Raw genomic sequence first — 23,071 nt, 5'->3', positions numbered from 1 at the left:
CACGATGGAACCACATCGAGACCTTCGCTCCAGCACGCCGAGCTACCGCACCGAGCACCTGCTCGCTACGGCGCGGGACCGTCAGACACGGCCTAGGCACGCGAGACGCCCGGCCCGCGCTGGGACGGAGCCGGGCGTGAAGCGGCGCCGGGAGTAGTGAGGCTTGCTCCCGGCGCCGCGGTGGTGCTTTCCGAATCAGTCACCCCACCGAGGTGACTCGTTCGGGTCCTGCATCACTGACCAGGGAGGGGTCAGTTGCTCTGGACGGTGTCCTGCTCGCAGGTCTTGAGCGCGTCGACAGAGTTGTCGTCGTTGCCCAGGCCCAGGATGCCGGTCAGGTCGCTGATCGGGACCTGCCCGCCAACGGCGTTGACCGGAACCTCGTTGTGGCAGACCTGGAACGGGCCAACAACGTTGTCGCTGATCGACAGCAGGCCGTCGTCGCCCATGCGGTAGTACTTGTCGTTGTTCTGCCTCGTGTTCTGCTCGCAGGTCTTGACGGCGGTGACGCTGTTGCCGTCGTTCAGAAGGCCAACGACGCCGACGATGTCGGTGACCGGCACCTGGCCGCCGACGGCGTTCACCGGGACGAAGTTGTGGCAGGCCTGGAACGGACCGACGGTGTTGTGGTCAACGGCGACCAGCGACCCGTCGCCCTTCACCCAGTACCACTGCTTGCCAGCCTTGGCGTAGCCCTTGCTGGCCAGCGACGCGGCGTCGGCCAGGCCGGTGTCCGCAGCCTTCTTCTGGGTGTCGTCGAGAACGTTCGCGCTCACGACGGTGGCCAGGCCCAGCGTGGCGACGGTCGCCACGGCCGCGGCAGCGGCGATCTTGCGAGTTACCTGCATTATGCCAGGTTTCCTTTCGGGTTTGACGGATTCGTCTTAGTGGTAACGACACCTGGCGTGGCCGGTTACAAACTTTTTCGTCAACTTTTTGATCCACGCGGGCGGTCATAGCTGTCGCGTGATGAGTTTGCTGACAAGGCAATGAATCCGCCCTGATCAGGCAACTTGCCGGTAGCCGGCGAGGTTGGACTGCTCCTCACTTTTGTCGGCGGCGGCCGTAACCGATGCCGGAGTGCGTCGTTGAGTGTGCGCGGGTGACGGATGAAACCCGGTGATTCGGACGATTGTTATCGGTGGGCTCGGTGGTCGCCGAATTGGCAATACCATGATGAATCGGAATGTCGTTGCAACGATTGCCGGAGTTTCGCGCCGTGTTTTTTCGGGGCAGGGCGCCGGCCGGCAACCAGGTCCCGCTGCCGCGCGCATCGGCAGCGGTGGGAGACCCGGGTCCTCAGGGGCCCGGGTTCTTCCTTTTCCGGAGGCCGTGCGCGGCCGAGGTCGTGCGGGAGCGGTGGTCAGGAGGTCGTGCGGGGCCGGCGTTCGGCCGTCACCACCAGGGCCACGCCGAGGATGATGACCGCACCGCCGAACAGGATCTGCCACGTCACGTGCTCGTCCAGGATCAGCCAGCCCAGCAGTACGGCGACCCCCGGGTTCACGTACGCATAGGTGCCGACCAGCGAGATCGGTGCGTTCGCCAGCAGATAGCTGTACGCCGTGTACGCGAGCAGCGAGCCGAACACGATCAGGTATCCGAGCGCGATCCAGCCCGACGTCTCGATCCGGTCCAGGTGGAGTCGCCCCGGCTCTCCGCGCAGTACGCCGATCAGAATCATCCCCGTACCGCCGAACACCATCTCGTAGAGCGCGGCCACCAGCGGATCGCGCGGCAGGCCCAGCCGCGGCGAGAACCGCGAGCCGATCGCCCAGGAGATCGTGCCCACCACCAGAATCGCCACCGAGAGTGGCTTCGCGCTGGTGTTGCCGCCGGACAGGGCGAGCAGCGCGACGCCGGCGAATCCGATCAGTACGCCGACCCAGCTGAGCGCGCGGGGACGGTCGCCGCCGCCGACGCGCAGCAGCATCAGCCACAGCGGGATCGCGGCGACCAGCAGCGCGGCCAGCCCGGACGGCACGGTCTGCTCCGCGACCGCGACCGCACCGTTGCCGAAGGCGAGCAGCAGCAGACCGACCACGGCCGCGCCGAGCGCCTCCTGCCGGGTGACCCGCAGCCGCCGCGAGCCCGACTTCAGGCTCAGGAAGGCGGCCAGCAGGACGGCGGCCACCAGGAACCGAACTGCCATGCCGAGCATCGGGGGGATCTCCGCCTCGACCACCACCCGGATGCCGAGGTACGTCGAACCCCAGACGACGTACACCACCGCGAGGGCGGACCAGATCATCGCCGTCGACGCCTGACGGCCACCGGCCTCGGGCAGTACGTCGGGGGAAGCGGCGGTCATCCTGGTCCTCCCTGTCAGGGGTGTAATGCACGAACAGTCATTACGCTAAGGGCCCGCCTGGACTGGCGCAAGGTGATATCCGGCCAGCGATGCGCGGGATCCGGCCAGTCTTCGTGCGAGCGGGATTCACCGGACGGACAAGTGGCGGCGACCAGCGTCCCGCACGGGCTGCTTGCTTTGCATGACGGCGAGAACACGCTTGGTGACGGCGGCTGAGAAGGCGCCGGCTTCCAGCTGATTCCGATTGGAGACGTGGCCGTAATCGGTACCTACTTGTGACACATGTCGCCCGCATCACCGATTGTCTGTCACATGAGCGGGGCGATATGACCACTTGATGGACTGGTGTCTCAGCCGAGGACCGGTTTCGGTACCGCCGTACCCGCGAGCGTCCAGACAGTTAGCGGATCAGGCAACCGCTGGGTACGGTGTCCGGCAAGTAGTACAGCCAGTGAGGCCGGTGAGGGGGTCTACTGGTAGAGAGACAGTGCATCAACCCCTGGATCCACGCGGTCCTGCCTGCGAAGCCTCACCCGGCTGAAGGGCCGGCCCCCGTGCAACGTTGCGGTCGCGGCGATCCCGCGCTCGAACCCGAGGAGTGCATGTGAGTGAGTCGATGCCGGGGACTGCCCCGGAAGTGTTCGCGCCCCACGAGGCGCCGGTCAGTCCGCCCCAGGCCTCCGAGGAGGTCGAGTTCGTCCAGCTGCTGACACCCGAAGGTGAGCGCGTCGAGAACCCGGACTACGCGTTCGGCCTCGACGACGAGGCGATCAAGGGTTTCTACCGGGACATGGTCCTGGTCCGCCGGATCGACACCGAGGCGACCGCCCTGCAGCGGCAGGGTGAGCTCGGGATCTGGGCCTCGTTGCTCGGCCAGGAGGCGGCGCAGATCGGCTCCGGTCGCGCCCTCAACAGCAAGGACATGGTCTTCCCGACCTACCGTGAGCACGGTGTCGCCTGGTGCCAGGGCGTCGACCCGCTGCGGCTGCTCGGCCTGTTCCGCGGTGTCGACCAGGGCGCCTGGGACCCGCGCGACAACAACTTCCACCTGTACACGATCGTCATCGGCGCCCAGACGCTGCACGCGACCGGGTACGCGATGGGCCAGCAGCGCGACCACGCGATCGGCGACGCCGAGAACGGCGAGGCGACGATCGCGTACTTCGGCGACGGCGCCAGCAGCCAGGGCGACGTGAACGAGGCGTTCATCTGGGCGTCGGTGTTCAACGCGCCGGTCGTGTTCTTCTGCCAGAACAACCAGTGGGCCATCTCCGAGCCGATCGACCGGCAGACCCGGATCCCGCTGTACCAGCGCGCGGCCGGCTTCGGCTTCCCCGGCGTCCGCGTCGACGGCAACGACGTCCTCGCGACGTACGCCGTCACCCAGCAGGCGCTGAAGCGGGCCCGTGAGGGCAGCGGCCCGACCCTGGTCGAGGCGTACACGTACCGGATGGGCGCGCACACCACCTCCGACGACCCGACCAAGTACCGGCTGAACGAGGACCTCGAGCACTGGAAGCTCAAGGACCCGATCGCCCGGGTCCGCGCGTACCTGACCCGCTCGGCCGGGGTCGACGCCGAGTGGTTCGACCAGATCGACTCCGAGGCGGACAAGATCGCCGCCGAGCTGCGGGCCGGCTGCCTGTCCATGCCGGACCCGTCGCTGACCGACTTCTTCGACCACGTGTACGTCGACCAGACCGCACAGCTGGCCGAGCAGAAGCAGCAGTACGCCGCGTACGCCGCCTCGTTCAGTGACTTTTCACATGGGGAGGGCTGAGCAGATGGCGAAGATCACGCTCGGCAAGGGCATCAACATGGGCCTGCGGGCGGCGATGGAGGCCGACCCGAAGGTCGTCGTGATGGGTGAGGACATCGGCAAGCTCGGCGGTGTCTTCCGGGTCACCGAGGGCCTGCAGAAGGACTTCGGCGAGGACCGGGTGATCGACACCCCGCTGGCCGAGTCCGGCATCGTCGGGACCGCGGTCGGCCTGGCGCTGCGCGGGTACCGGCCGGTCTGTGAGATCCAGTTCGACGGGTTCGTCTTCCCGGCGTACGACCAGATCATCAACCAGGTCGCGAAGATGCACTACCGGTCGCTCGGCAAGATCCGGATGCCGGTGGTGATCCGGATCCCGTTCGGCGGCGGTATCGGCGCGGTCGAGCACCACTCGGAGTCGCCGGAGTCGCTGTTCGCGCACGTGGCCGGCCTCAAGGTGGTCTCCTGCGGCGACCCGGTGGACGCGTACTGGATGATCCAGCAGGCGATCGCCTCGGACGACCCGGTGGTGTTCTTCGAACCGAAGCGCCGCTACCACGAGAAGGCCGAGCTGGACGAGTCCGTGCCGCCGGCGCTGCCGCTGCACCAGGCGAAGGTGGTCCGCGAGGGCACCGACGCGACGCTGTTCTGCTACGGCCCGATGGTGAAGACCTGCCTGCAGGCCGCCGAGGCGGCGGTCGAGGACGGTCGCCAGCTGGAGGTGATCGACCTGCGCACGATCTCGCCGCTGGACCTGCAGGCGATCTTCGCGTCGGTGAAGAAGACGCGCCGGGCGGTCGTCGTCCACGAGGCGCCGTTCTCGCTCGGCCCGGGGTCGGAGATCGCGGCCCGGATCACCGAGGAGTGCTTCTACCACCTCGAGGCGCCGGTGCTGCGGGTGGCTGGGTACGACACCCCCTATCCGCCGTCGCGGATGGAGGAGGAGTACCTGCCCGACCTGGACCGGGTGCTCGACGGGGTCGATCGGGTGATGGAGTACTGATGGGCATCCAGCAGTTCCGCCTCCCTGACGTGGGCGAAGGTCTGGTCGAGGCCGAGATCGTCAGCTGGAAGGTCAAGCCGGGTGACACGGTCAAGCTGAACGACACCGTGGTCGAGATCGAGACGGCGAAGTCCCTGGTCGAGCTGCCGGTGCCGTTCGCCGGCACAGTGACCGAGTTGCTGGTGCCGGAGGGTGAGACGGTTCCGGTCGGTACGCCGATCATCGCCGTCGAGACCGACGCCGCGACACCGGGCGACCTCACCCCACCGGTCGGTGAGAGCACTCCCGAGGAAGACCTCGTGCCGTCCGTCCCCGACGAGCCCGAAGCCGGCAAGATCGGCGGCGCGGCCCCGGGCGGCCGTACGGCGGTCCTGGTCGGCTACGGCCCGCGCACCACCGAAGCCAAGCGCCGCCCCCGCAGGGGTTCCACAGCCTCCGCCGGCTCAGCGCCGGCTCCGGCTGCGGACGTTGCAGCGGCGCTACCCGCCGTTGGGGCGCAGCCTGGCATCGCGCCGGGCGCGGCAGCCACCAGCGCGGTAGGCGCTGCCACAGCGGCAGCTGCCGCTGGACCGCAGCCTGGCTCGGCGACACCCGCGACGCCTGCGGCGTCAGCCGGTGTGCAGCCCAGCGGTGTCCAGGCGCCGGCACCCTCATCCCCTTCCGTTGCCGGAGGCAACGTGGGTGCGGTGCATGTGTTGGCGAAGCCGCCGGTGCGGAAGCTTGCCAAGGATCTGGGGATCGACCTCGCGAAGGTGACCGCCACCGGGCCCGGTGGAGTCATCACCCGGGATGATGTCGAGGCCTACTCGGCGGGTGCGCAGGCCGGTGCAACCGAGGCGGCGGTTGCGCCGCCGGTGAGCGTCGGTGCGGCGGAAGCGCAGCCGGTCGTGAGTGGCCGCGGTGACACCCGGGTGCCGATCAAGGGTGTGCAGAAGGTGATGGCGCAGGCGATGGTGGCCAGCGCGTTCACCGCACCGCATGTGACCGAGTGGATCACCGTCGACGTCAGCGAAACGATGGAGCTGGTCGAGCGGCTGAAGGGTGACAAGGCCTTCCGGCAGCTCAAGGTGTCGCCGCTGCTGATCGTCGCCAAGGCGGTCACCCTGGCGGCCCGTCGTACGCCGATCGTGAACGCGGCGTGGGACGAACCGGCGCAAGAGATCGTCTACAAGGGCTCGATGAACCTCGGTATCGCCGCGGCCACCCCGCGAGGGCTGATCGTGCCGAACATCAAGAACGCCGACTCGCTCACGCTGCCCGACCTCTGCGCCGCGCTGAACGAGCTGGTCGCGACCGCCCGCGAGGGCAAGACCCAGCCGGCTGACCAGGCGGGCGGCTCGTTCACGATCACCAACGTGGGTGTGTTCGGGGTCGATGCCGGGACGCCGATCATCAACCCGGGCGAGGCGGCGATCCTCGCCGTCGGCGCGATCCGCAAGCAGCCGTGGGTGGTGGACGACGAGATCGTGCCACGCTGGATCACCACGCTCGCGCTGTCCTTCGACCACCGGATGATCGACGGTGAGAAGGGCTCCACCTTCCTCGCCGACGTCGCCGGCATCCTCGAGGACCCCGCCCGGGCCCTGATGTTCTGACCAGTACGACGTACGACGTGAGGCCCGGGCGTGATGGCGCCCGGGCCTTCGTCTGCCTTGGGTGAGAAGGGTCTGACCGGCACGCTCACCGATGAGAGGGTGGAGCGGTGCTGGTGTTGACGGTGGTGCTGGGGGCGGCGGTGTTGCATGCCACCTGGAATGCGATGGCTCATGGAGCGCCGGATCGGGTGGCCGGGCTGGCGTTGTTCGAGCTGGCCGCCGGCGTCATCGGACTGGTCGCGATCATCATCATGGGGTTGCCGCCGGCGGGTACCTGGGGCTACATCATCGCGTCGGCGCTGCTGCACCTGGCGTATCTGGCCGGCCTGCTCGCGTCGTACCAGCTGGGACAGTTCAGTCAGATGTATCCGTTGGCCCGGGGTACGTCGCCCTGGGTGGTGGCCGTGGTGTCGATCGTGGTGCTGCATCAGTCGCTGGCCCTGGTCGAGTTGGCCGGGGTGCTGCTGATCTCGGCGGGATTGATCGCGCTGGTGTTCATCGGCCGGCCGGGGCGGCGGCAGTTGCCGGCGTTGCTGGCGGCGCTCGGGACCGGGGTGATGATCGCGGCCTACACCGTGGTCGACGGGCTGGCCGTGCACAAGATGCCGGTGCTCACCTACATGGGCTGGGTGTTCACGATCCAGGGGTTCGCGATGCCGCTGGTGGTGCTCGCGTGGCGGGGAACGGCTGTGCTGAAGCTGCCCCGGTCGGCCGTGTTGTCAGGGCTCGGCGGCGGGGTGGTGTCGATGGTCGCCTACGGGCTGGTGCTGTGGGCGCAGACGCGCGGCACGCTGGCGGCGATCGCCGCGCTGCGGGAGACCAGCATCATCTTCGGCGCCGTCATCGGCGCGATCTTCTTCGGCGAACGGTTCGGCCCCCGCCGCGCGATCGCCGCCGCGGTCGTGGTCGCCGGCATCATCCTGATCAGCGTGGGGTCGGCCTCGTGACGTGCTTCTGAAACCTCGGAAGAAGTCCGGGGCTGCGTCGGATCGGGGCCGACGTGTTCGTAGCGGGAGTGAGCGGGCTGAGCCCCCGCCGTGGGGAGAGGAGTGGGGGTCCCGGGCGGTGGACCCCCACTCAGCTTCGGGTCAGCGCTGGACGGCGTCCAGCGCGTCGACGTTGCCTTCGCCGAAGAAGGAATTGTTCTCCGTCGTGCCGGTGCAGCGGGCGTCCGGAACGACCGGGCACGCGGTGTCATCGGCCTGCCTGAGCAGCGCCGCCTCCAGCTGGCGCGGGCCCCACCACGGGTGGGTCGACTTCATCAGTGCGGCGACACCGGCGACGTGTGGCGACGCCATCGACGTACCGCTGCTGGTGCCGTAACGGTTGTTCGGCAAGGTGGACAGGATCGCCCTGCCCGGCGCGGCGACGTCGATCTTGGCGAGGCCGAAGTTCGAGAAGCTGCTCTTCGCGCCACCCCTGTCGGTACTCGCGACGGTGATCACGCCCGGCAGCTCGGTCGGCATGTCGAGGCAGTCGTTGTTGATCGGCCGCAGGACCGGGGTGGTGTCGTTCGGGCTGGTGCTGTCGGTGGTCTTGTTGGCCAGGTCGTAGTTCGAGTTGCCGGCCGCGGCCACGGACAGTACGCCGCGACCCGTCGCGTAGTCGACCGCGCGCCGGACCGCTTCCTGGACGGCGCCCTGGTCACCGTTGTCGTCGCACCAGAACATGTACGGGTCGATGAAGTAGCTGTGGTTGGTGATGTCCATGTGGTGCTGAGCGGCCCAGACGAAGCCGCAGATCGCGTACTCCGGGTAGATGAAGCCGTCGTCGTTCACCACCTTCACCGAGGCGATCCGGACGTTCGGCGCCACGCCGACGATGCCGATGCCGTTGCGTGCCGCGGCGACGGTCCCGGCGACGTGCGTGCCGTGTGAGCTGCTGGTCGGCCGCCACGCACCCTCGGTGGTGTCCGGTACGCCGTTGTCCTCGCAGCTGACCGAGTTGGCCTTGTCGAAGTTCGGCGCGAGGTCCGGGTGGGTGTCGTCGACACCGCTGTCGTTGATGCCGACCAGCACTTGGCGGGAGCCGTCGGTGACGGCGTGCGCCTGGTCCGCCTTGATCTGGACCATGTCCCACTGCTCGCCCTCGCGCGGATCCGGCACCGGCGCCGCGTCCGCCTCGCCGACCGACTTCGTCCCGGCCTGGGCGGGGGCCTTCGCCGCACTGCCGACCGGTCCCTCGCTCACGGGGGCCGTCCGGGTAGCGCCGACGGACTGCACGTCACGCCCGTACCGCCCGGCGCGGACGTCGGTCTTGAAGGCGGCGTTCGTCGACTGCGCGATCACCACGCCGAGCTGCGAGTACGACTGGACGACGGTGCCGCCGGCCGCGGTCACCGCCCGCTCGACCTTCTTCACGTGCCCTGCGGAGGCCTTGGTGTTGACCACGTAGTTCATCAGCGGTCCAGGCGCGGCCGCCGAACTCGCATCGGCCGGTGCGGCGTTCGCCGTGGCGGCGCCGAGTGTGGTCAGGGCCAGGGCGGAAGCGGCCAGGACGGCGGTCAGCCGGCGTGGATGGGAGCTTCTGATCACGCTGTCTCCTCAGGGACGGGTCGACCGGACGGGGCCGAGCACGGTAATCCGAGACTCTAGATCGGATTCCGAACGCGCGCGGTTCTTCATCCACAAGACAGGGGAAACCCTGCACCGGTCACTACTAAGGGTTCATTTGTTCACAGGGAGTTGCCCACATCTGTGGATTGGCCTGTGGATAACTAGTGGACAAGATGGGGACGGCCGGTGGATTGGCTGTGGTGTAAGATAGATACAACAGAGATACGAGACGTATGGGTGAGGGGTTCAGTGACAGGCGGGGTGCCGGAGCAAGCGCCGGTGAGAGCGGACATCCAGTTGGGGGACCAGACCGCGGAGATCGCGCGCGTGGTGGTCGAGGCGGCGCCGGGGGTGGAGAAGATCCCGGCCGCCGAGCGCGTCTACGCGTACGTGAAAGCCGCCATCCTGGACCGGACCTACCCGGGCGGCGAGCTGCTCACCGAGGGTGAGCTGGCCACCGCCGTCGGAGTGTCGCGCACCCCGGTGCGCGAGGCGCTGCTCCGGCTGGAGGAGTCCGGCCTGGTGAAGCTGTACCCGAAGAAGGGGGCCCTCATCCTGCCGGTGCTCCCGCAGGAGATCGACGACGTGCTCGAGGCTCGCGAGCTGATCGAGACGCACGCGGCGGCCAAGGTCTGGCCGCGGCGCAAGCAGTTGATCGAGACGCTCACCCGGCAGGTCGAGGAGATGCGCGCACACCGCAAGGCCGGTGACGCGAAGAGCTTCCTGGAGGCCGACCGCGCCTTCCACGAGGCGATCGTCGGTGCCGCGGGGAACCAAATCCTGGCCAAGCTCTACAACAGCCTCCGCGACCGCCAGGTCCGGATGGGCGTGCCGGGGATCGAGGTGCAGCCGGCCCGGATGGACAAGTCGATCACCGCGCACCAGGAGATGATCGACGCCCTCGGTGGCAACAGCGTCAAGCGGTTCCGCGAGCTGGTCGTCGCCCACATCAACGAGGCCGCGATCGATCTGCGGAGCTCGCGTTGACCGAACTCCTCTTCCCCCTGGGCGGACGTCGCGCCTGGGCGGTGTGGGCCACTGCTGTCCTGACCTACCTGGTGACGGTGCTGCACCGCGGCTCGATGAGTGTCGCCGGGCTGCAGGCCGCCGAGCGCTTCCACATCTCCGCGTCCGCGCTGGCCAGCTTCACCGTCGTCCAGCTGACTGTGTACGCCGCCATGCAGGTGCCGGTCGGCGTACTGCTGGACAGGTACGGCTCCAAGCGGCTGCTGATCGCCGCGTCCGGCCTGTTGTTCGTGGCGCAGTCGGCGTTCAGCCTGGTCGACTCCTACCCGGCTGCTCTCGCCGCGCGAGCGGTGCTGGGTGTCGGCGACGCACTGGTGTTCATCAGCGTGCTGCGGGTCGTCATGTCCTGGTTCCCCGCGTTGCGGCAGCCGGTGATGTCGCAGGCCACCGGAATGCTCGGTGGTGTCGGTGCGATCGTCTCGACTGTGCCGATGGCCGCCGCGTTCCACAGCTTCGGCTGGACGACTACGTTCGCCGGTGCCGGCACCCTGAGTCTGCTGACGGGTCTCGCCGTGCTGTTCCTGATCAAGGACACGCCGTACGACGAGCCACTGCGGCGGGCGAAGCAGTCGCTCGGCGAGGTGCGGAACAACCTTCGCCGGGCCTGGCGTGAACCGGGCACTCGGCTCGGGCTGTGGACACACTTCACCACCAACTTCTCCGGCAGCACCTTCGGTCTGCTCTGGGGTTACCCGTTCCTCGTCCAGGGGCAAGGCGTCGCGCCGACCACGGCAGCCGCCATGCTGATCGTCCCCGTGCTGGCCGGCCTCTGCTACGGCCCGCTGGTCGGGCGGTACGCCGCTCGGTTCCCGTTCTACCGATCGTGGATCGTGCTGGCCGTGATCGCGGGGTCCGTGCTGATGTGGACCGTCGTCCTGCTGTGGCCCGGTCAGGCGCCGATGCCGGTGCTCCTGCTGCTGATCGTCGTACAGGCGGCCGGTGGGCCGGGGTCGATGCTGGGGCTGGACTATGCCCGGACGTTCAACCCGTCGACCCGGTTCGGTGCGGCCAACGGGATGGTCAACACCGGCGGCTTCATCGCCACGCTGATCTGCATCGGCATGGTCGGCATTTTGCTCGACGCGTCGTCGGGCGGCGCGCCGCAGACCATCACCGACTTCAAGTGGGCGCTCGCGTTCCAGTACGTGCTGTGGGCGATCGGCACCCGCCAGATCCTCAAGTACCGACGCAAGGCCCGCGGTCACCTCGCCCGCTACAACCCTGAGGTCTACGAGGCCCTCCTGGCCAACCAGATCGTCCCGCTCAAGGGCTGACCTGGTCCCTTCTTACGTCCGAAGAACCGGCGAGACGTCTCGCCACTTCTTCGGACGTAAGCGCGCTGGCGCGGCCTGCCAGCCGAGTGCCAGGGCGGTGCCAGTACGGCGGGGGACGGTAATCCCACTGAAGTGAGTCCACTGGGAGGAACCGATGATCACAACGAACCAGGTCGCCATCGAGGCGGTCGGCTTGGTCAAGAAGTATGGCAACACGACCGCACTCGCCGGCGTCGACCTCACTGTGCCGACCGGCACGGTGCTCGGGGTCCTCGGCCCGAACGGCGCCGGCAAGACCACCGCGGTCCGCATCCTCGGCACGCTGCTCCGCCCGGACGGCGGCCACGCCACGGTCGGCGGGTACGACGTCGTCCGTGACGCGGGCAAGGTCCGCGAGATCATCGGCCTGACCGGGCAGTACGCCTCGGTCGACGAGGACATGTCCGGCCGGCGGAATCTGATCATGATCGGCCGGCTGCTCGGGTACACGCGGGAGCAGGCCAGGGCCAAGGCGGACCAGCTGCTGGAGCGGTTCGAGCTGTCCGACGCCGGTGAGCGGATCGCCAAGACGTACTCCGGCGGTATGCGCCGCCGCCTCGACCTTGCCGCCAGCCTGGTCGGGGACCCGAGCATCCTCTATCTCGACGAGCCGACCACGGGGCTTGACCCGCACGCCCGCAACGGCGTCTGGGAGACAGTCCGCAACCTGGTGCTCGACGGCACCACGGTGCTGCTCACCACGCAGTACCTGGAGGAGGCCGACGCGCTGGCCGACTCGATCATGGTGTTCGACAAGGGCCGGGTGGTCGCCTCCGGGCGGCCGGCCGAGCTCAAGGCGCAGGCCGGCAAGCAGTCGCTGGACGTCCGTCCGACCGAGCCCGCGCATCTCGAACGCGTCGCCGCGATCGTCGCCGAGTCCGTCGGCGTACGCCCGAGTGTCGACGTGGTGAACACCCTGGTCAGCGCACCGGTGAGTGACGGTACGCCGATGCCGGTGGTGGTACGGCGCCTCGACGAGGAGGGCATCGCGGTCACCGAGCTGTCCTTGCGGCTGCCCAGCCTGGACGAGGTGTTCCTCGCGCTGACCGGGCACACCGCCGAAGAGAAGAAGTCCGACGCCGTACTGGAAGGAGCGGGCCGATGACCACCGCAACACTGGCCCCCGCGGCCCGTCGTACCAGGCCGTTCGCCTGGGTGGAGCAGAGCCTGACCCTTGCCTGGCGCAACATCGTCCGGATCCGGCAGAACCCGGAAGCGCTGGCGGACGTGACGTTCCAGCCGATCATCTTCCTGGTGCTGTTCCTGTTCGTGTTCGGCGGCGCGATCGCCCAGGGCGGCACCTGGCGCGACTACCTGCCGTACCTGCTGCCGGGCTTGCTGGTGCAGACCGTGGTGTTCTCCACGATGGGCACGGGTGTGGCGCTGAACGACGACTTCGCCAAGGGAGTCTTCGACCGGTTCCGCAGCCTGCCGATCGCGCGGGTGGCGCCGCTGATCGGCGCCGTCCTCGGTGACGCGGTCCGGTACACGCTGTCGATCGTGATCCTGATGAGCACCGGGTTCGCGCTCGGGTTCCGGTTCCAGAACGGGATCGGCTACGGCCTGCTCGCGCTGGTGATCGTGCTGCTGTTCGCGCTGTCGATGTGCTGGATCTGGGTCTGGCTCGGCCTGACGTTGCGCACAGTTCAGGGCGTCCAGGGCATCGCCATCCTGGTGATGTTCCCGCTCACCTTCGGCAGCAACGTCTTCGTCCAGACCGACACGCTGCCGGGCTTCCTGCAGGCGTTCGTGAACATCAACCCGGTCAAGTACCTGGTCGACACGATGCGCGGCCTGATGCTCGGGGGCGAGCTCCAGCAGCCGCTGCTGATCACCCTCGCCTGGATGGTCGGCCTGATCGCGGTCTTCGCCCCACTCGCCATCCGCGCCTACCGCCGCCGTACCTGACAACCCGCAGAGGGGCCGGGGAATCCCCCGGCCCCACGCATTCGCGCCGTCGCCGACCGCCTCATCGCGGCCGGCGCCACCATCGTCCACGAGGTCCCGAAGGACGCCTCCACCGACCTCGACCACCTCTGGATGGCCGACCCTGAAGGCAACGACTTCTGCGTCGTCTGACTCAGCCCAGGTGCTCGCCGAAGGCGAGGGGTTCGCGGGTGCAGAGATACGTTGCCCAGTGCAACTTCACCGGGACGCCGTCGGCGTCGCGGGTGATGCGAAGGAGCTCGCCGGTCTCGCGGCCGGAGACGGTCCGGTAGACGTCCTCGGAGACGCGGTCGAAGACGGCGGGGGCGAGGTGCTCGGCCGCGGCCGGGGACTTGGCCTGGAGCCGGCCGCCCTTGACCGAGAAGACGAACGGGCTGCCTTCGGAGAACCAGGTGCCGAGGACTCCGGCCAGCTCCGGCGGGACCGTCGTACCCGGGACCCAGGGCTCGGCCGGGAGCGGGTCGTCCTCGAGAACCTTGATGATCAGGTCGGTGGCCAGGGCGCTCGGTGCCGGCGCGGAGGTGGAGCTCTGCAGCGCGATCCCCGCCGTACCGGAGGGACGGTGGACGAAGGTCGACGTGATGTGACCGGGCATCCCGCCGTCGTGGCCGACGAAGATGCGGTCGCCGCGCCGCAGCAGCATGAAACCGAGACCGAAGGCGAGCTGCCAGCGGTCCGTGTCGGCCATGATCTGAACCTGGCACATCTCGTCCAGGGTGTCCTTGGACAGCACCTCGTCGACCGGGTCGGCGACGAACATGGCCCACTTCGCCAGGTCCTCCGCCGTACTCGCGAGACCGCCGCAGGCGTCCATCGAGCCGAGCGCCAGCAACTGTTCCCGAACCGGTACGTCGGAGAACGGCGGCACGTAGTAGCCGACAGCCGCCGGCCCACCGTCCATGCCCACCGTGGTCCGGCGCATCTCCAGCGGGTCGAGGATGCGGGCCTTGATCGCGTCGTACCAGGACCGGCCGTCGAGCCGGGCGACGATCTCGCCGAGCAGCGAGAAGACCAGGTTCGAGTAGTGGAACCGGTGGTGCGGCTTGCCGACCCGCTCGGCCTCGTTCCAGCCGGCCACCAGCTCGGCGCGGTCCGGGAACTTCATCACGTCCCAGACATCGCCGACCGGTTCGCGCTGCATGCCGCTGGCGTGGCTGAGCATCTGCCGCACGGTGATGCCCTCGTGCTTGCTCTCCGGGATCAGCTGCTCGACCGTGTCGTCGAGGCTGAGCTTGCCCTCGTCCCGCAGCGCCATGATCGCGACTGCGGTCAGCGTCTTGCTCTGCGACGCGATCAGGAACTGCGAGTCGGCCGTCGGCGGCACGCCGGGTGCCTCCAGATCAGCCGAGCCGGCACCGTGCGACCAGGCCAGCGACCCGGCGCGGGCGACCGCGCCCACCACACCGGGCACCCGGCCCTTGGTCTGACGGTCGGCGACGAGGCGGGTGAGCGCAGTCTGCGTCTGCGCGGCAATTTCTGTCACGACTGCCGACCCTAAGCGAAGCCTGTGACAAAAGGCAGGGGTTTGACGGCGCGATATGCGAGGCTGGACGGGTGCGCATAGCGGTGCTTGGGCCTCTCGCGATGTGGGCGGCCGACGGGACTCCGCTGGACGTCCGCGGAGTCCGGCTGCGCGGGCTGCTCGCCAGACTCGCGTTGAGCGCGGGCAAACCGGTGAGTGTCGAGACGCTGGTGGACGATCTGTGGGGCAGTGCGGCACCCAGTGCGAACGCGCTGCAGTCCCTGGTCTCCCGGCTGCGCGGCAGCCTCCCGGCCACTGAGTCGAGCATCTCGGTCCAGTCCGGGCCGGGCGGTTACACGCTGACCATCGGCCCGGACTGTGTCGACGCCCTCCAGTTCGAGGATCTGGTACGGCGAGGGCGCGGGGTGATCGGCTCCGACCCGGAGAAGGCGTGGACCCTGCTCACCCAGGCGGACAGGCTGTGGCGCGGCGACGCCCTCGCCGACCTCCGCGACCTGCCGTTCGCCGCCATCGAGGCCGACCGCCTGGCCGAGCTCCGACTCGCCGCCACCGAGCATCTCGCCGAGGCTGCGGTCGGCTGCGGTCACGCCCGCCAGCTGATCACCGAGCTCGAGCGTCTCGCCGTCGTCCACCCACTCCGCGAGCGGCTGCACGAGTTGCTGATCAGAGCCCTGTACGCCGACGGCCGCCAAGCAGAGGCGTTGGCGGCGTACGAGCGGGTCCGTGGCACCCTCGCCGACGAGCTCGGCGCGGATCCGGGGTCCCGCCTCCGCGACCTGCATGTCGCCGTACTGCGGAGTGAGGCGGTGGATCCGCCCGCGGCGACGACCGTCGTACCGGCACCGGCCGCGCCGACGCCGCGGAGCAACCTGCGGGCGCCGTTGACCAGCTTCGTCGGCCGGCGCGAGGACGTGACCGAGCTGGCGCGGTTGCTCAGCGACGGGACCCGGCTGGTGACGATGGTCGGACCAGGCGGCGCCGGGAAGACCAGACTGGCAACGGAGACCGGCCGCACGCTGGTCGAGCAGAGCGGTGATGGGATCTGGTTCGTCGAGCTCGCGCCACTCGGCGACCCGGCCGACGTTGCGCCCGCGGTGTTGTCTGCGCTCGGCGCGAGTGAGTACGTCGACCTGCCGCCGACGACGCTGACACCCAAGCACTTCCCGACCAGCCGCGCCGCGACCGAGCGACTGGTCGAGGTGATCGCCGACCGCCGGGTCCTACTGGTCCTCGACAACTGCGAGCACCTGGTCCAGGAGGTCGCCGGTCTGGTCGACTCACTGCTCGCGGCCTGCCCACGGCTTCGGGTCCTCACCACCAGCCGCGAGCCGTTGACCATCCCGGGTGAGCACCTGCATCCGGTCGGACCGCTGGGCCTGCCGCCCGAGGACCACACCGCCGACGACGAGTACCCGGCGATGCAGCTGTTCGTCGACCGAGCGCGCGCCGTACGCCCCGACTTCGCGCTGACCGACGCCAATCGCGAGGCGGTCGCCGAGATCTGCCGGCGGCTGGACGGCATGCCGCTGGCGATCGAGCTGGCGGCCGCACGCCTGCGGGCGCTCACGCCGTTGCAGATCGTCGACCGCCTGGCGGACCGGTTCCGCCTGCTGACCAGCGGATCGCGTACGGCGTTGCCCCGGCACCAGACCCTCCGTGCGGTCGTGGAGTGGAGTTGGGAGCTGCTCGACCCGGACGAGCAGGCGGTCGCCCGGCGGCTGTCCCTGTTCTCCGGCGGTGCCACGCTCGAAGCGGCCGAGCAGGTGTGCAGCGACGACAACCTGCCGTCCGAGGCCGTGCTCGGCGTGCTGGCTTCACTTGTCGACAAGTCGCTCGTCGAGGCCGCCGCCGACGACAGGTCGGTGCGCTACCGGATGCTCGAGACGGTTCGCGCGTACGGTGCCGGGCAGCTCAAGGAAGCGGGCGAGTACGAACGTTTCCGGCACGCGCACACGGTGTACTTCAGCCAGCTGCTGCGGCAGGCCCGGCCCAAGCTGCGCACCGGCGAGCAGATCCAGTGGATCGCCCGGCTGACCGCGGACAACGAGAACCTGCTCGACGCTTTGCGTACGGCGATCGACACCGGCTCGGCCCGGACCGCGGTGCACCTCGTCTCGGTGCTCGGCGAGTACTGGAACATGAGCGGCCGCCCGGCGGAGGCGGTCAACTGGATGCAGGCCGCGCTCGCCGTACCGGGGCCGAGTGCACCACTCGACCGCGCGTCGTCGCTGATGCTGCTCGCGCTCGGCACATTGTCCAGTGGCGAGGACCCGGAGGCGGTGTTCCCGCAGGCCGTCCGCGGGCTTGCCGAGGTCCGTTGGATGAGCCGACGCCACCCGATCGTCGCGGCGTCCGGCGTCGGCCTGTTCACCAGCGCCATGTGGGCGGGGCTCCGGCGGGACAAGGTGGCGTGCTTCCGCGAGCTCGAGGCGGCCCGCGAGCACCCCGACCCGTGGGTTCGCAACGTCGGCGTCATGATGACGGCGATGTTCCGGGAGAACGAAGGCTACGTCGAGCAGATGGCGGCCGACCTGGCCGTCGCGATCGACGGCTTCCGGGACCTCGGCGAACGCTGGGGTACGTCGATGGCGCTGCGCGGCCTGTCCAGCTATCAAGGCAACATCGGCGATCACGCCGGTGCGCTCGCGTCACTTGAAGAGGCGCTCAGCCTGCTCGAGCAGCTCGGCACCACCGAGGGTGTCGCGCAGTTGCTCGGGCAGAAGGCGGTCAGCCGGATGGAGCTGGGCGATCTGGACGGCGCGCGAGCCGACCTGCAGCAGGCGTTGCGGATGGCCGAGGAGACGGGCTCGCGCAGCGGTCAGGCGATGGCGTACCTGGGGATGTCGAGAATCGCCCGCCGCACCGGTCGCTTCGACCAGGCCAAAGAACTGGCGGAGCTCGCGTACTCGATGCTCGACCTCAAAGCCGAGCGGCTGGCGCCGCACGGTCAAGCGATGATGCTGTCCGAGCTGAGCCGGGTCAGCGTCGCCCGGGGTGAGCTCGACCTGGCAGTCGGCTACAACCGCCAGGCGGTGGCGCTCGGCCTGACCACCGACGACATGCCGTTGACCTCGGTCATCGTCGAGGGTGCGGCGGAGGTCGACCAGATGGCCGGTGATGCCGAGCTGGCCGCCCGGACCCTGGGGCTCGCGGCGGCCCTGCGTGGCATGCGGAGCGTCCCCAACGCCGACGTCCGGGCCGGGTTCGAGCGGCTGACCGACGTACTCGGTGAGGAGGCGTTCGAGCAGGCGTACGGCGGTGGCGCGGCGCTGACCCGGGACGACGCGATCGCCGAGCTGCGCAAGCGGTTCAGCTCGTCATGAGCTGGACGGCCAGCTCCCGCAAGGCGTTCTGCACGTCCTGCTCGGGCGGCCTCGGGTCGGCCAGCATCCAGTCGTAGACGACGGTGTTCACCGCGCCGAAGAAGCACAGCCCGAGGAAGCGGAAGTCCCTGCCGGTGATCTCGCCGCGCGCGACCGCGGTCTCGCCGAGGTCCTGCACACTGGAGATCAGCAGCTCCCGGAACGCGATCCGCTGCTCCTCGACCGCGGGACTGGTCCCGACCACTTCGACGAACGAGATCCGGGCCCGGCGCAGATCGGCCATGATCGTGCGCAGGTAGCTGTCGACCGCTGCCTCGATCCGCTCCCGCACCGGCCGGTCCGCGGTCTGGCGCAGCGCGTCACCGGTGGTGCGAACCACCAGCTCGATCACCTGCGCGTGCACCGCGAGCAGCACGGCTTCCTTGTTCTGGAACTCGTGGTAGAAGTGCCGGGTGGACACTTTCGCCTGTGTGCACAGGCGTTCCACCGATGTCGCGGGATAACCTTCGGTCCCGAACAACTCCAGCGCGGCGGCCAGCAACCGCTCGCGCCGCGCAGCCTTCCACTCCTCGACTGACCGCCCGGAATAACGGCGTACGGAGGGTTGCCTCATCACACCTCTTGTCGCTACCCCGTGCAGATCCCCGACATCCTATCCACCGCTCGGCGTCACTGTCGCCGGGTCTTTCGGCCCTGAATGGTCCCCGCTGGGCGAGGACCATCCAGGCAGCGCGGGCGTTCAGTCGCCGGTGGCTCCGTCGAGGAGTTCCCGGATGATGTCGAGGTGCCCGAGATGGCGGGCGGTCTCCTCGATCAGGTGACACAGGATGTACCGCAGCGACGCCGCGCCGGACTCACGGAAGACCGCGCGTTCCACGTCGTCGAGCGAGAACCCGGCGACGATCTGGTTGGACCTGGCGCACTCGGCGTCGTACTCGTCGAGCAGTTGGCCGAGCGGTACGTCGTCGACGAACATCTCGGCGTCCGGATGGCCGTCTTCGGTCCACGGTGTCTGGCCTTGGTCCGGCGTACCGAGGAGGTTGAGCGAGAACCACGAGTACTCGACCCAGCGTAGGTGGGCGACCAGGCCTGCCACCGTCATGAGTGGCGAGGTGGGCAGAACCTTGCGGTGGGCATCTTCTTCGGTGAGACCTTCACACTTCGGCCGGACCAGCGAGCGTTGGTGGTCGAGCCAGCCGATCAGTTGGGTGCGTTCGTCCCCGGTGAGCGGCGGCCTCACGATTCGGCGATCCGCTCGTAGCCGGTCCGGCCGTCGAGGATCTCCCGGATGATGTCGAGGTGGCCGACGTGGCGGGCGGTCTCCTCGAGCATGTGGCAGAGGATGTAGCGCAGTGATGCCGCTTCACCCTTGGCGGCGTACGGTCCCTGCTCCACGGCGTCGAGCGACAACGAGGCGACGGTGTCGTTGGACCTGGCGCACTCGGCGTCGTACTCGTCGAGGAGTTGGGCGAGCGGTACGTCGTCGACGAACATCTCGGCGTCCGGATGACCACCCTCTTTCCACGGGGTCTGGCCGGTGTCGGGAACGCCCATCAGGTTGAGCTGGAACCACGAGTACTCGTTCCAGCGCAGGTGCGCCACCAGGCCGGCCGGCGTCATCAGCGGCGAGGTGGGCAGAACCTTGCGGTGGGCATCTTCTTCGGTGAGTCCTTCGCACTTCGTCCGGACGAAGGAACGTTGCAGGTCGAGCCATCCGGTCAGCTGCGTGCGCTCGTCGGCGGTCAGCGGCGGACGGTGTACTTCGGTCATCGAAAGCTCCTGTGATGCTGGAGCCACCCGGTCTCAGCCGCGGGTACGGCGGACGGGCGGCACGACAGTCGGACTCGACATCGCACTCACCTCCTCTCCGCCGCCGGGGGTGCCGATCCCACCGGCACGAGCACCCTACCCAAACGACGTCGACGTCCGAAACCAAGTTTCTGTCGTTGATTCCTTCCCCGCCCCACCACCCGGTCTGGCACCCGCATGGCGGGGAGAGGAATATGCGACACAGGATGTCGTGATTTGCTGGGAGGCTTGCTGGAGTGCCAAGGGTTTCCGACGCGGCGACCCGACACGTGTTCGATGGTCCGTAGGGAGGTGACAAAGACATGGTGCCGTCCGACCATTCGGCGGGCCCACGGCCTGGTGGAGTGGACGGGTCGCCGGAGTACGGTCAGGCGTTGACCACTCCGGCCTCCCTTCACGCCCATCTCGCCGAACTCCACGGGCTACTGACCGCCGACCGCGAGCGCACGGCCGACCTGATTTCTTCACTGACCCGGAACTTCACTTCGATCGTTGAGGCGACGCGACTCACCGCGACCGATGACGAGCACGACCCTGAAGGGTCGACGATCGCCTTCGAGCGCTCACAGACAAGTTCGCTGCTCGTGGCAGCCACCGATCACTTGGCCGACGTGGACATGGCCTTGGACAGGATCGCCGGCGGCAACTATGGCCGCTGTGAGCGCTGCAGTGCACCCGTCTCCCGCGAGCGCCTGCTGGCTCGGCCAGCAGCCCGCACCTGCATCGCCTGCGCGGCCTAGACCGATCGACGATGGTTGGAGGCTTAGGTGATGGACGAACTGGACGCCCGGTTGCACCGGATCGGGCAGCACCCCTTCCGCGCGAAGTTCCGGCTGCGCGGCCGGGACCGCGCAGTGGTCGACCTGCGCGGCATCACGACCGTCCGCAGACACGCCGAGGACCTGGTCGGTCGCAGACTGGCCCCAGCCGAGCCACGCAACGACGGCCGCCAGACGCCCTACCGCGGGCATCCCGTCTTCGTCGCCCAGCACGCCACCGCGACGTGCTGTCGCACCTGCCTGGCGCGCTGGCACAACATCCCCGCCGGGCGCGAGCTCGACGACGCCGAGCGCAGCTACGTCGTGGAGGCGATCTGCCGCTGGATCGCGAGACAGTACGCTCCCGACTCCCCGCCGCCGTGACCAGACGACAGACGTGGGCGACCCACGCCGCACAAGGAGGTCCCACACACGTGTCCAGCACAGAAACTCCCACCGACCGTATCCGTGTCGATGACAGGATGGCGCTGTGACGGCCGAGCCGGAGGGGCTGTTCGAGTTCGAGTTGACGGCGTCCGACACTCCGCCCACGGAGCAGGTGCGGGCCACCGCACCGTTGGCGGTGCGGATGCGCCCGCGCACGTTGCACGAGGTCGTCGGCCAGTCGCACCTGCTGCTTCCCGGCGCGCCGCTGCGGCGGCTGGTGGAAGGCGGGGCGGCGGCGTCGGTGTTGCTCTACGGCCCGCCCGGTACCGGGAAGACCACCATCGCGCGCCTGCTCGCCACCGTGGATACCCGGCACTTCGTCGCCCTCTCGGCGCTGTCCAGCGGCGTCAAGGAACTACGCGAGGTGATCAACGACGCGCGCCGTCGCCGCGACCGTCACGCCCAGCAAACCGTGCTGTTCATCGACGAGGTGCACCGGTTCTCCAAGACCCAGCAGGACGCGCTGCTCGGGGCCGTCGAGGACCGGCTCGTGCTGCTCGTGGCGGCCACCACGGAGAACCCGTCGTTCTCGGTGGTGTCGCCGCTGCTGTCGCGGTTGCTGGTGTTGCAACTCCAGTCTCTGACCGAGGACGAGGTCCGCGAACTGCTGCGCCGGGCGGTGACGGATCAGCGCGGCCTCGACAGTTCGGTCTCGCTGTCGGCCGAGGCCGAGGACGCCCTGGTGCGCCTCGCAGCCGGCGATGCCCGCACCGCGCTGACCGCGCTGGAGGCGAGTGCTGACGGGGTGGCTGACACGGGCGGCTCGGTGATCGACGTGCCGGCCGTGGAGCGGGCTGTCAGTGAGGCCACCGTGCGCTACGACCGGCAGGGCGACCAGCACTACGACGTCATCAGCGCGTTCATCAAGTCGATCCGTGGCTCAGATCCCGACGCCGCGCTGCATTACCTGGCCCGCATGCTGGTGGCCGGAGAGGACCCGCGGTTCATCGCGCGGCGGCTGATGGTGCACGCCAGTGAGGACGTCGGGCTGGCCGATCCCACCGCGCTGCAGGCCGCCGTCGCCGCGGCCCAGACCGTCGAGTTCATCGGGATGCCCGAGGCTCGCCTCGCCCTGGCGCAGGCCACCGTGCATCTGGCCATGGCGCCGAAGTCGAACACGGTGATCGTCGGGATCGACGAGGCCATGGCCGACGTCCGGGCGGGTGCCGCCGGTGAGGTGCCCGCCCACCTGCGATACGGCCGCTACAAAGGTGCCAAGGAATTGGGCAATTCGGTCGGCTACCGCTACCCCCACGCCACTCCCGACGGAGTCCTGGAGCAGCAGTACCCGCCAGATGCACTGGTGGGGAAGGACTACTACCGCCCCACCCAGCACGGAGGGGAACGCACCCTGCACGAGCGCCTCGCGGAGCTCCGCCGCGCAGTCCGTGGCGGGTAGGGTCACCGACGCAAGTGCGCTACATCGACTACAGCTACTGGACTGCGCTGACCGAGGGGACTCGGCGACCGACGGACGCCGCGGGCTTCGTCCGTCGCGGGGGACTGGTCTTCGACCGCATGCCCACCGGGCACTTTCTCGCGCTCGCAGAAGCCGTACGGGAAGGAGTCACCTGGGAACCGATCATCTGTGTGCGCGCCGGTGAAGATCATCCGCTGGTCGTTCTCGAAGGTCACGCAAGGCTCACCGCGATGGCCCTGGCTTCCGACTGCCTGCCCGACGAGGTGCCGGTTCTGCTGGGCACAAGTACGGCGATCGCCCACTGGCCGTGTTATTGATCAAG

Annotated in this window: 21 protein-coding genes; 14 read left to right on the top strand and 7 right to left on the bottom strand. The window is 68.9% G+C overall.

Going from position 1 to position 23,071, the window contains the following annotated elements:
* Positions 1-251: 251 nt before the first annotated feature.
* The gene (locus AB0F43_RS28250) at positions 252-848 is read right to left on the bottom strand and encodes a hypothetical protein (RefSeq protein ID WP_360483191.1); all 597 of its coding nucleotides are present in this window, start codon (positions 846-848) and stop codon (positions 252-254) included.
* 515 nt (positions 849-1,363) lie between these two features.
* Complete coding sequence (locus tag AB0F43_RS28245) at positions 1,364-2,311, bottom strand: EamA family transporter (RefSeq protein WP_360483188.1); 948 nt, start codon at positions 2,309-2,311, stop codon at positions 1,364-1,366.
* A 604-nt stretch (positions 2,312-2,915) separates the two neighbouring features.
* Here AB0F43_RS28245 and pdhA point away from each other — a divergent pair.
* The 4 genes from pdhA to AB0F43_RS28225 all read left to right on the top strand — a co-directional run bounded on the left by pdhA (position 2,916) and on the right by AB0F43_RS28225 (position 7,615).
* Positions 2,916-4,091 (top strand): pyruvate dehydrogenase (acetyl-transferring) E1 component subunit alpha, encoded by a 1,176-nt coding sequence (gene pdhA / locus AB0F43_RS28240; RefSeq protein ID WP_360483185.1) that lies wholly within the window; start codon positions 2,916-2,918, stop codon positions 4,089-4,091.
* 4 nt (positions 4,092-4,095) lie between these two features.
* On the top strand, positions 4,096-5,073 hold the full coding sequence (locus AB0F43_RS28235) for an alpha-ketoacid dehydrogenase subunit beta (RefSeq protein ID WP_360483182.1): 978 nt from the start codon (positions 4,096-4,098) through the stop codon (positions 5,071-5,073).
* Positions 5,073-6,668 (top strand): dihydrolipoamide acetyltransferase family protein, encoded by a 1,596-nt coding sequence (locus AB0F43_RS28230; RefSeq protein WP_360483179.1) that lies wholly within the window; start codon positions 5,073-5,075, stop codon positions 6,666-6,668. Before AB0F43_RS28235 ends, AB0F43_RS28230 begins: the two co-directional genes overlap by 1 nt.
* A gap of 107 nt (positions 6,669-6,775) precedes the next feature.
* Entirely contained in the window at positions 6,776-7,615 is an 840-nt protein-coding gene (locus AB0F43_RS28225; protein ID WP_360483177.1) for a DMT family transporter, read from the top strand.
* Between the two features lie 141 nt (positions 7,616-7,756).
* Here the strand turns inward: AB0F43_RS28225 and AB0F43_RS28220 are convergent, their stop codons facing one another.
* Entirely contained in the window at positions 7,757-9,202 is a 1,446-nt protein-coding gene (locus AB0F43_RS28220; RefSeq protein ID WP_360483174.1) for a S8 family serine peptidase, read from the bottom strand.
* A gap of 300 nt (positions 9,203-9,502) precedes the next feature.
* Between AB0F43_RS28220 and AB0F43_RS28215 the strand changes: the two genes are divergently transcribed.
* The 5 genes from AB0F43_RS28215 (at position 9,503) to AB0F43_RS28195 (ending at position 13,641) form a co-directional block, all read left to right on the top strand.
* Positions 9,503-10,210 (top strand): GntR family transcriptional regulator, encoded by a 708-nt coding sequence (locus AB0F43_RS28215; RefSeq protein ID WP_360483171.1) that lies wholly within the window; start codon positions 9,503-9,505, stop codon positions 10,208-10,210.
* Positions 10,207-11,523 (top strand): MFS transporter, encoded by a 1,317-nt coding sequence (locus AB0F43_RS28210; RefSeq protein WP_360483169.1) that lies wholly within the window; start codon positions 10,207-10,209, stop codon positions 11,521-11,523. The genes AB0F43_RS28215 and AB0F43_RS28210 overlap by 4 nt, the downstream gene beginning before the upstream one ends.
* Positions 11,524-11,677: 154 nt before the next feature.
* The gene (locus AB0F43_RS28205) at positions 11,678-12,667 is read left to right on the top strand and encodes an ATP-binding cassette domain-containing protein (protein ID WP_360483166.1); all 990 of its coding nucleotides are present in this window, start codon (positions 11,678-11,680) and stop codon (positions 12,665-12,667) included.
* The gene (locus AB0F43_RS28200) at positions 12,664-13,470 is read left to right on the top strand and encodes an ABC transporter permease (protein WP_360483163.1); all 807 of its coding nucleotides are present in this window, start codon (positions 12,664-12,666) and stop codon (positions 13,468-13,470) included. The genes AB0F43_RS28205 and AB0F43_RS28200 overlap by 4 nt, the downstream gene beginning before the upstream one ends.
* Before the next feature lie 39 nt (positions 13,471-13,509).
* The gene (locus AB0F43_RS28195) at positions 13,510-13,641 is read left to right on the top strand and encodes a VOC family protein (protein WP_360483223.1); all 132 of its coding nucleotides are present in this window, start codon (positions 13,510-13,512) and stop codon (positions 13,639-13,641) included.
* 1 nt (position 13,642) lies between these two features.
* Here AB0F43_RS28195 and AB0F43_RS28190 read toward each other — a convergent pair whose 3' ends face one another.
* Positions 13,643-14,992 carry a serine hydrolase domain-containing protein gene (locus tag AB0F43_RS28190; protein WP_360483160.1) on the bottom strand — a complete coding sequence of 450 codons (1,350 nt, stop codon included), beginning with the start codon at positions 14,990-14,992 and terminating at the stop codon, positions 13,643-13,645.
* Positions 14,993-15,063: 71 nt separating this feature from the next.
* Here AB0F43_RS28190 and AB0F43_RS28185 point away from each other — a divergent pair, with 71 nt between their 5' ends.
* Positions 15,064-18,315 (top strand): BTAD domain-containing putative transcriptional regulator, encoded by a 3,252-nt coding sequence (locus tag AB0F43_RS28185; protein WP_360483157.1) that lies wholly within the window; start codon positions 15,064-15,066, stop codon positions 18,313-18,315.
* Here the strand turns inward: AB0F43_RS28185 and AB0F43_RS28180 are convergent.
* The 3 genes from AB0F43_RS28180 to AB0F43_RS28170 all read right to left on the bottom strand — a co-directional run bounded on the left by AB0F43_RS28180 (position 18,302) and on the right by AB0F43_RS28170 (position 20,085).
* The gene (locus AB0F43_RS28180) at positions 18,302-18,928 is read right to left on the bottom strand and encodes a TetR/AcrR family transcriptional regulator (protein WP_360483154.1); all 627 of its coding nucleotides are present in this window, start codon (positions 18,926-18,928) and stop codon (positions 18,302-18,304) included. The genes AB0F43_RS28185 and AB0F43_RS28180 overlap by 14 nt on opposite strands.
* Positions 18,929-19,054: 126 nt before the next feature.
* Positions 19,055-19,555 (bottom strand): DinB family protein, encoded by a 501-nt coding sequence (locus tag AB0F43_RS28175; RefSeq protein WP_360483151.1) that lies wholly within the window; start codon positions 19,553-19,555, stop codon positions 19,055-19,057.
* Entirely contained in the window at positions 19,552-20,085 is a 534-nt protein-coding gene (locus tag AB0F43_RS28170) for a DinB family protein (protein WP_360483148.1), read from the bottom strand. Before AB0F43_RS28170 ends, AB0F43_RS28175 begins: the two co-directional genes overlap by 4 nt.
* A 413-nt stretch (positions 20,086-20,498) precedes the next feature.
* On the opposite strand from AB0F43_RS28170, the gene AB0F43_RS28165 reads away from it, so the two are divergent.
* The 4 genes from AB0F43_RS28165 (at position 20,499) to AB0F43_RS28150 (ending at position 23,066) form a co-directional block, all read left to right on the top strand.
* Positions 20,499-20,864 carry a TraR/DksA family transcriptional regulator gene (locus AB0F43_RS28165; RefSeq protein WP_360483145.1) on the top strand — a complete coding sequence of 122 codons (366 nt, stop codon included), beginning with the start codon at positions 20,499-20,501 and terminating at the stop codon, positions 20,862-20,864.
* Between the two features lie 30 nt (positions 20,865-20,894).
* A complete protein-coding gene (locus AB0F43_RS28160; RefSeq protein ID WP_360483142.1) occupies positions 20,895-21,266 on the top strand; it encodes a DUF4186 domain-containing protein in 372 nt (123 codons plus the stop codon).
* 127 nt (positions 21,267-21,393) lie between these two features.
* Positions 21,394-22,728, top strand: coding sequence for a replication-associated recombination protein A (locus AB0F43_RS28155; protein WP_360483220.1), 1,335 nt, complete (start codon positions 21,394-21,396; stop codon positions 22,726-22,728).
* A 14-nt stretch (positions 22,729-22,742) separates the two neighbouring features.
* Positions 22,743-23,066 (top strand): hypothetical protein, encoded by a 324-nt coding sequence (locus AB0F43_RS28150; RefSeq protein ID WP_360483139.1) that lies wholly within the window; start codon positions 22,743-22,745, stop codon positions 23,064-23,066.
* Positions 23,067-23,071 lie beyond the last annotated feature (5 nt).

It is taken from the genome of Kribbella sp. NPDC023972 (assembly GCF_040639075.1).
GTDB lineage: Bacteria > Actinomycetota > Actinomycetes > Propionibacteriales > Kribbellaceae > Kribbella.
This window is presented reverse-complemented; position numbering and strand designations above follow the sequence as displayed.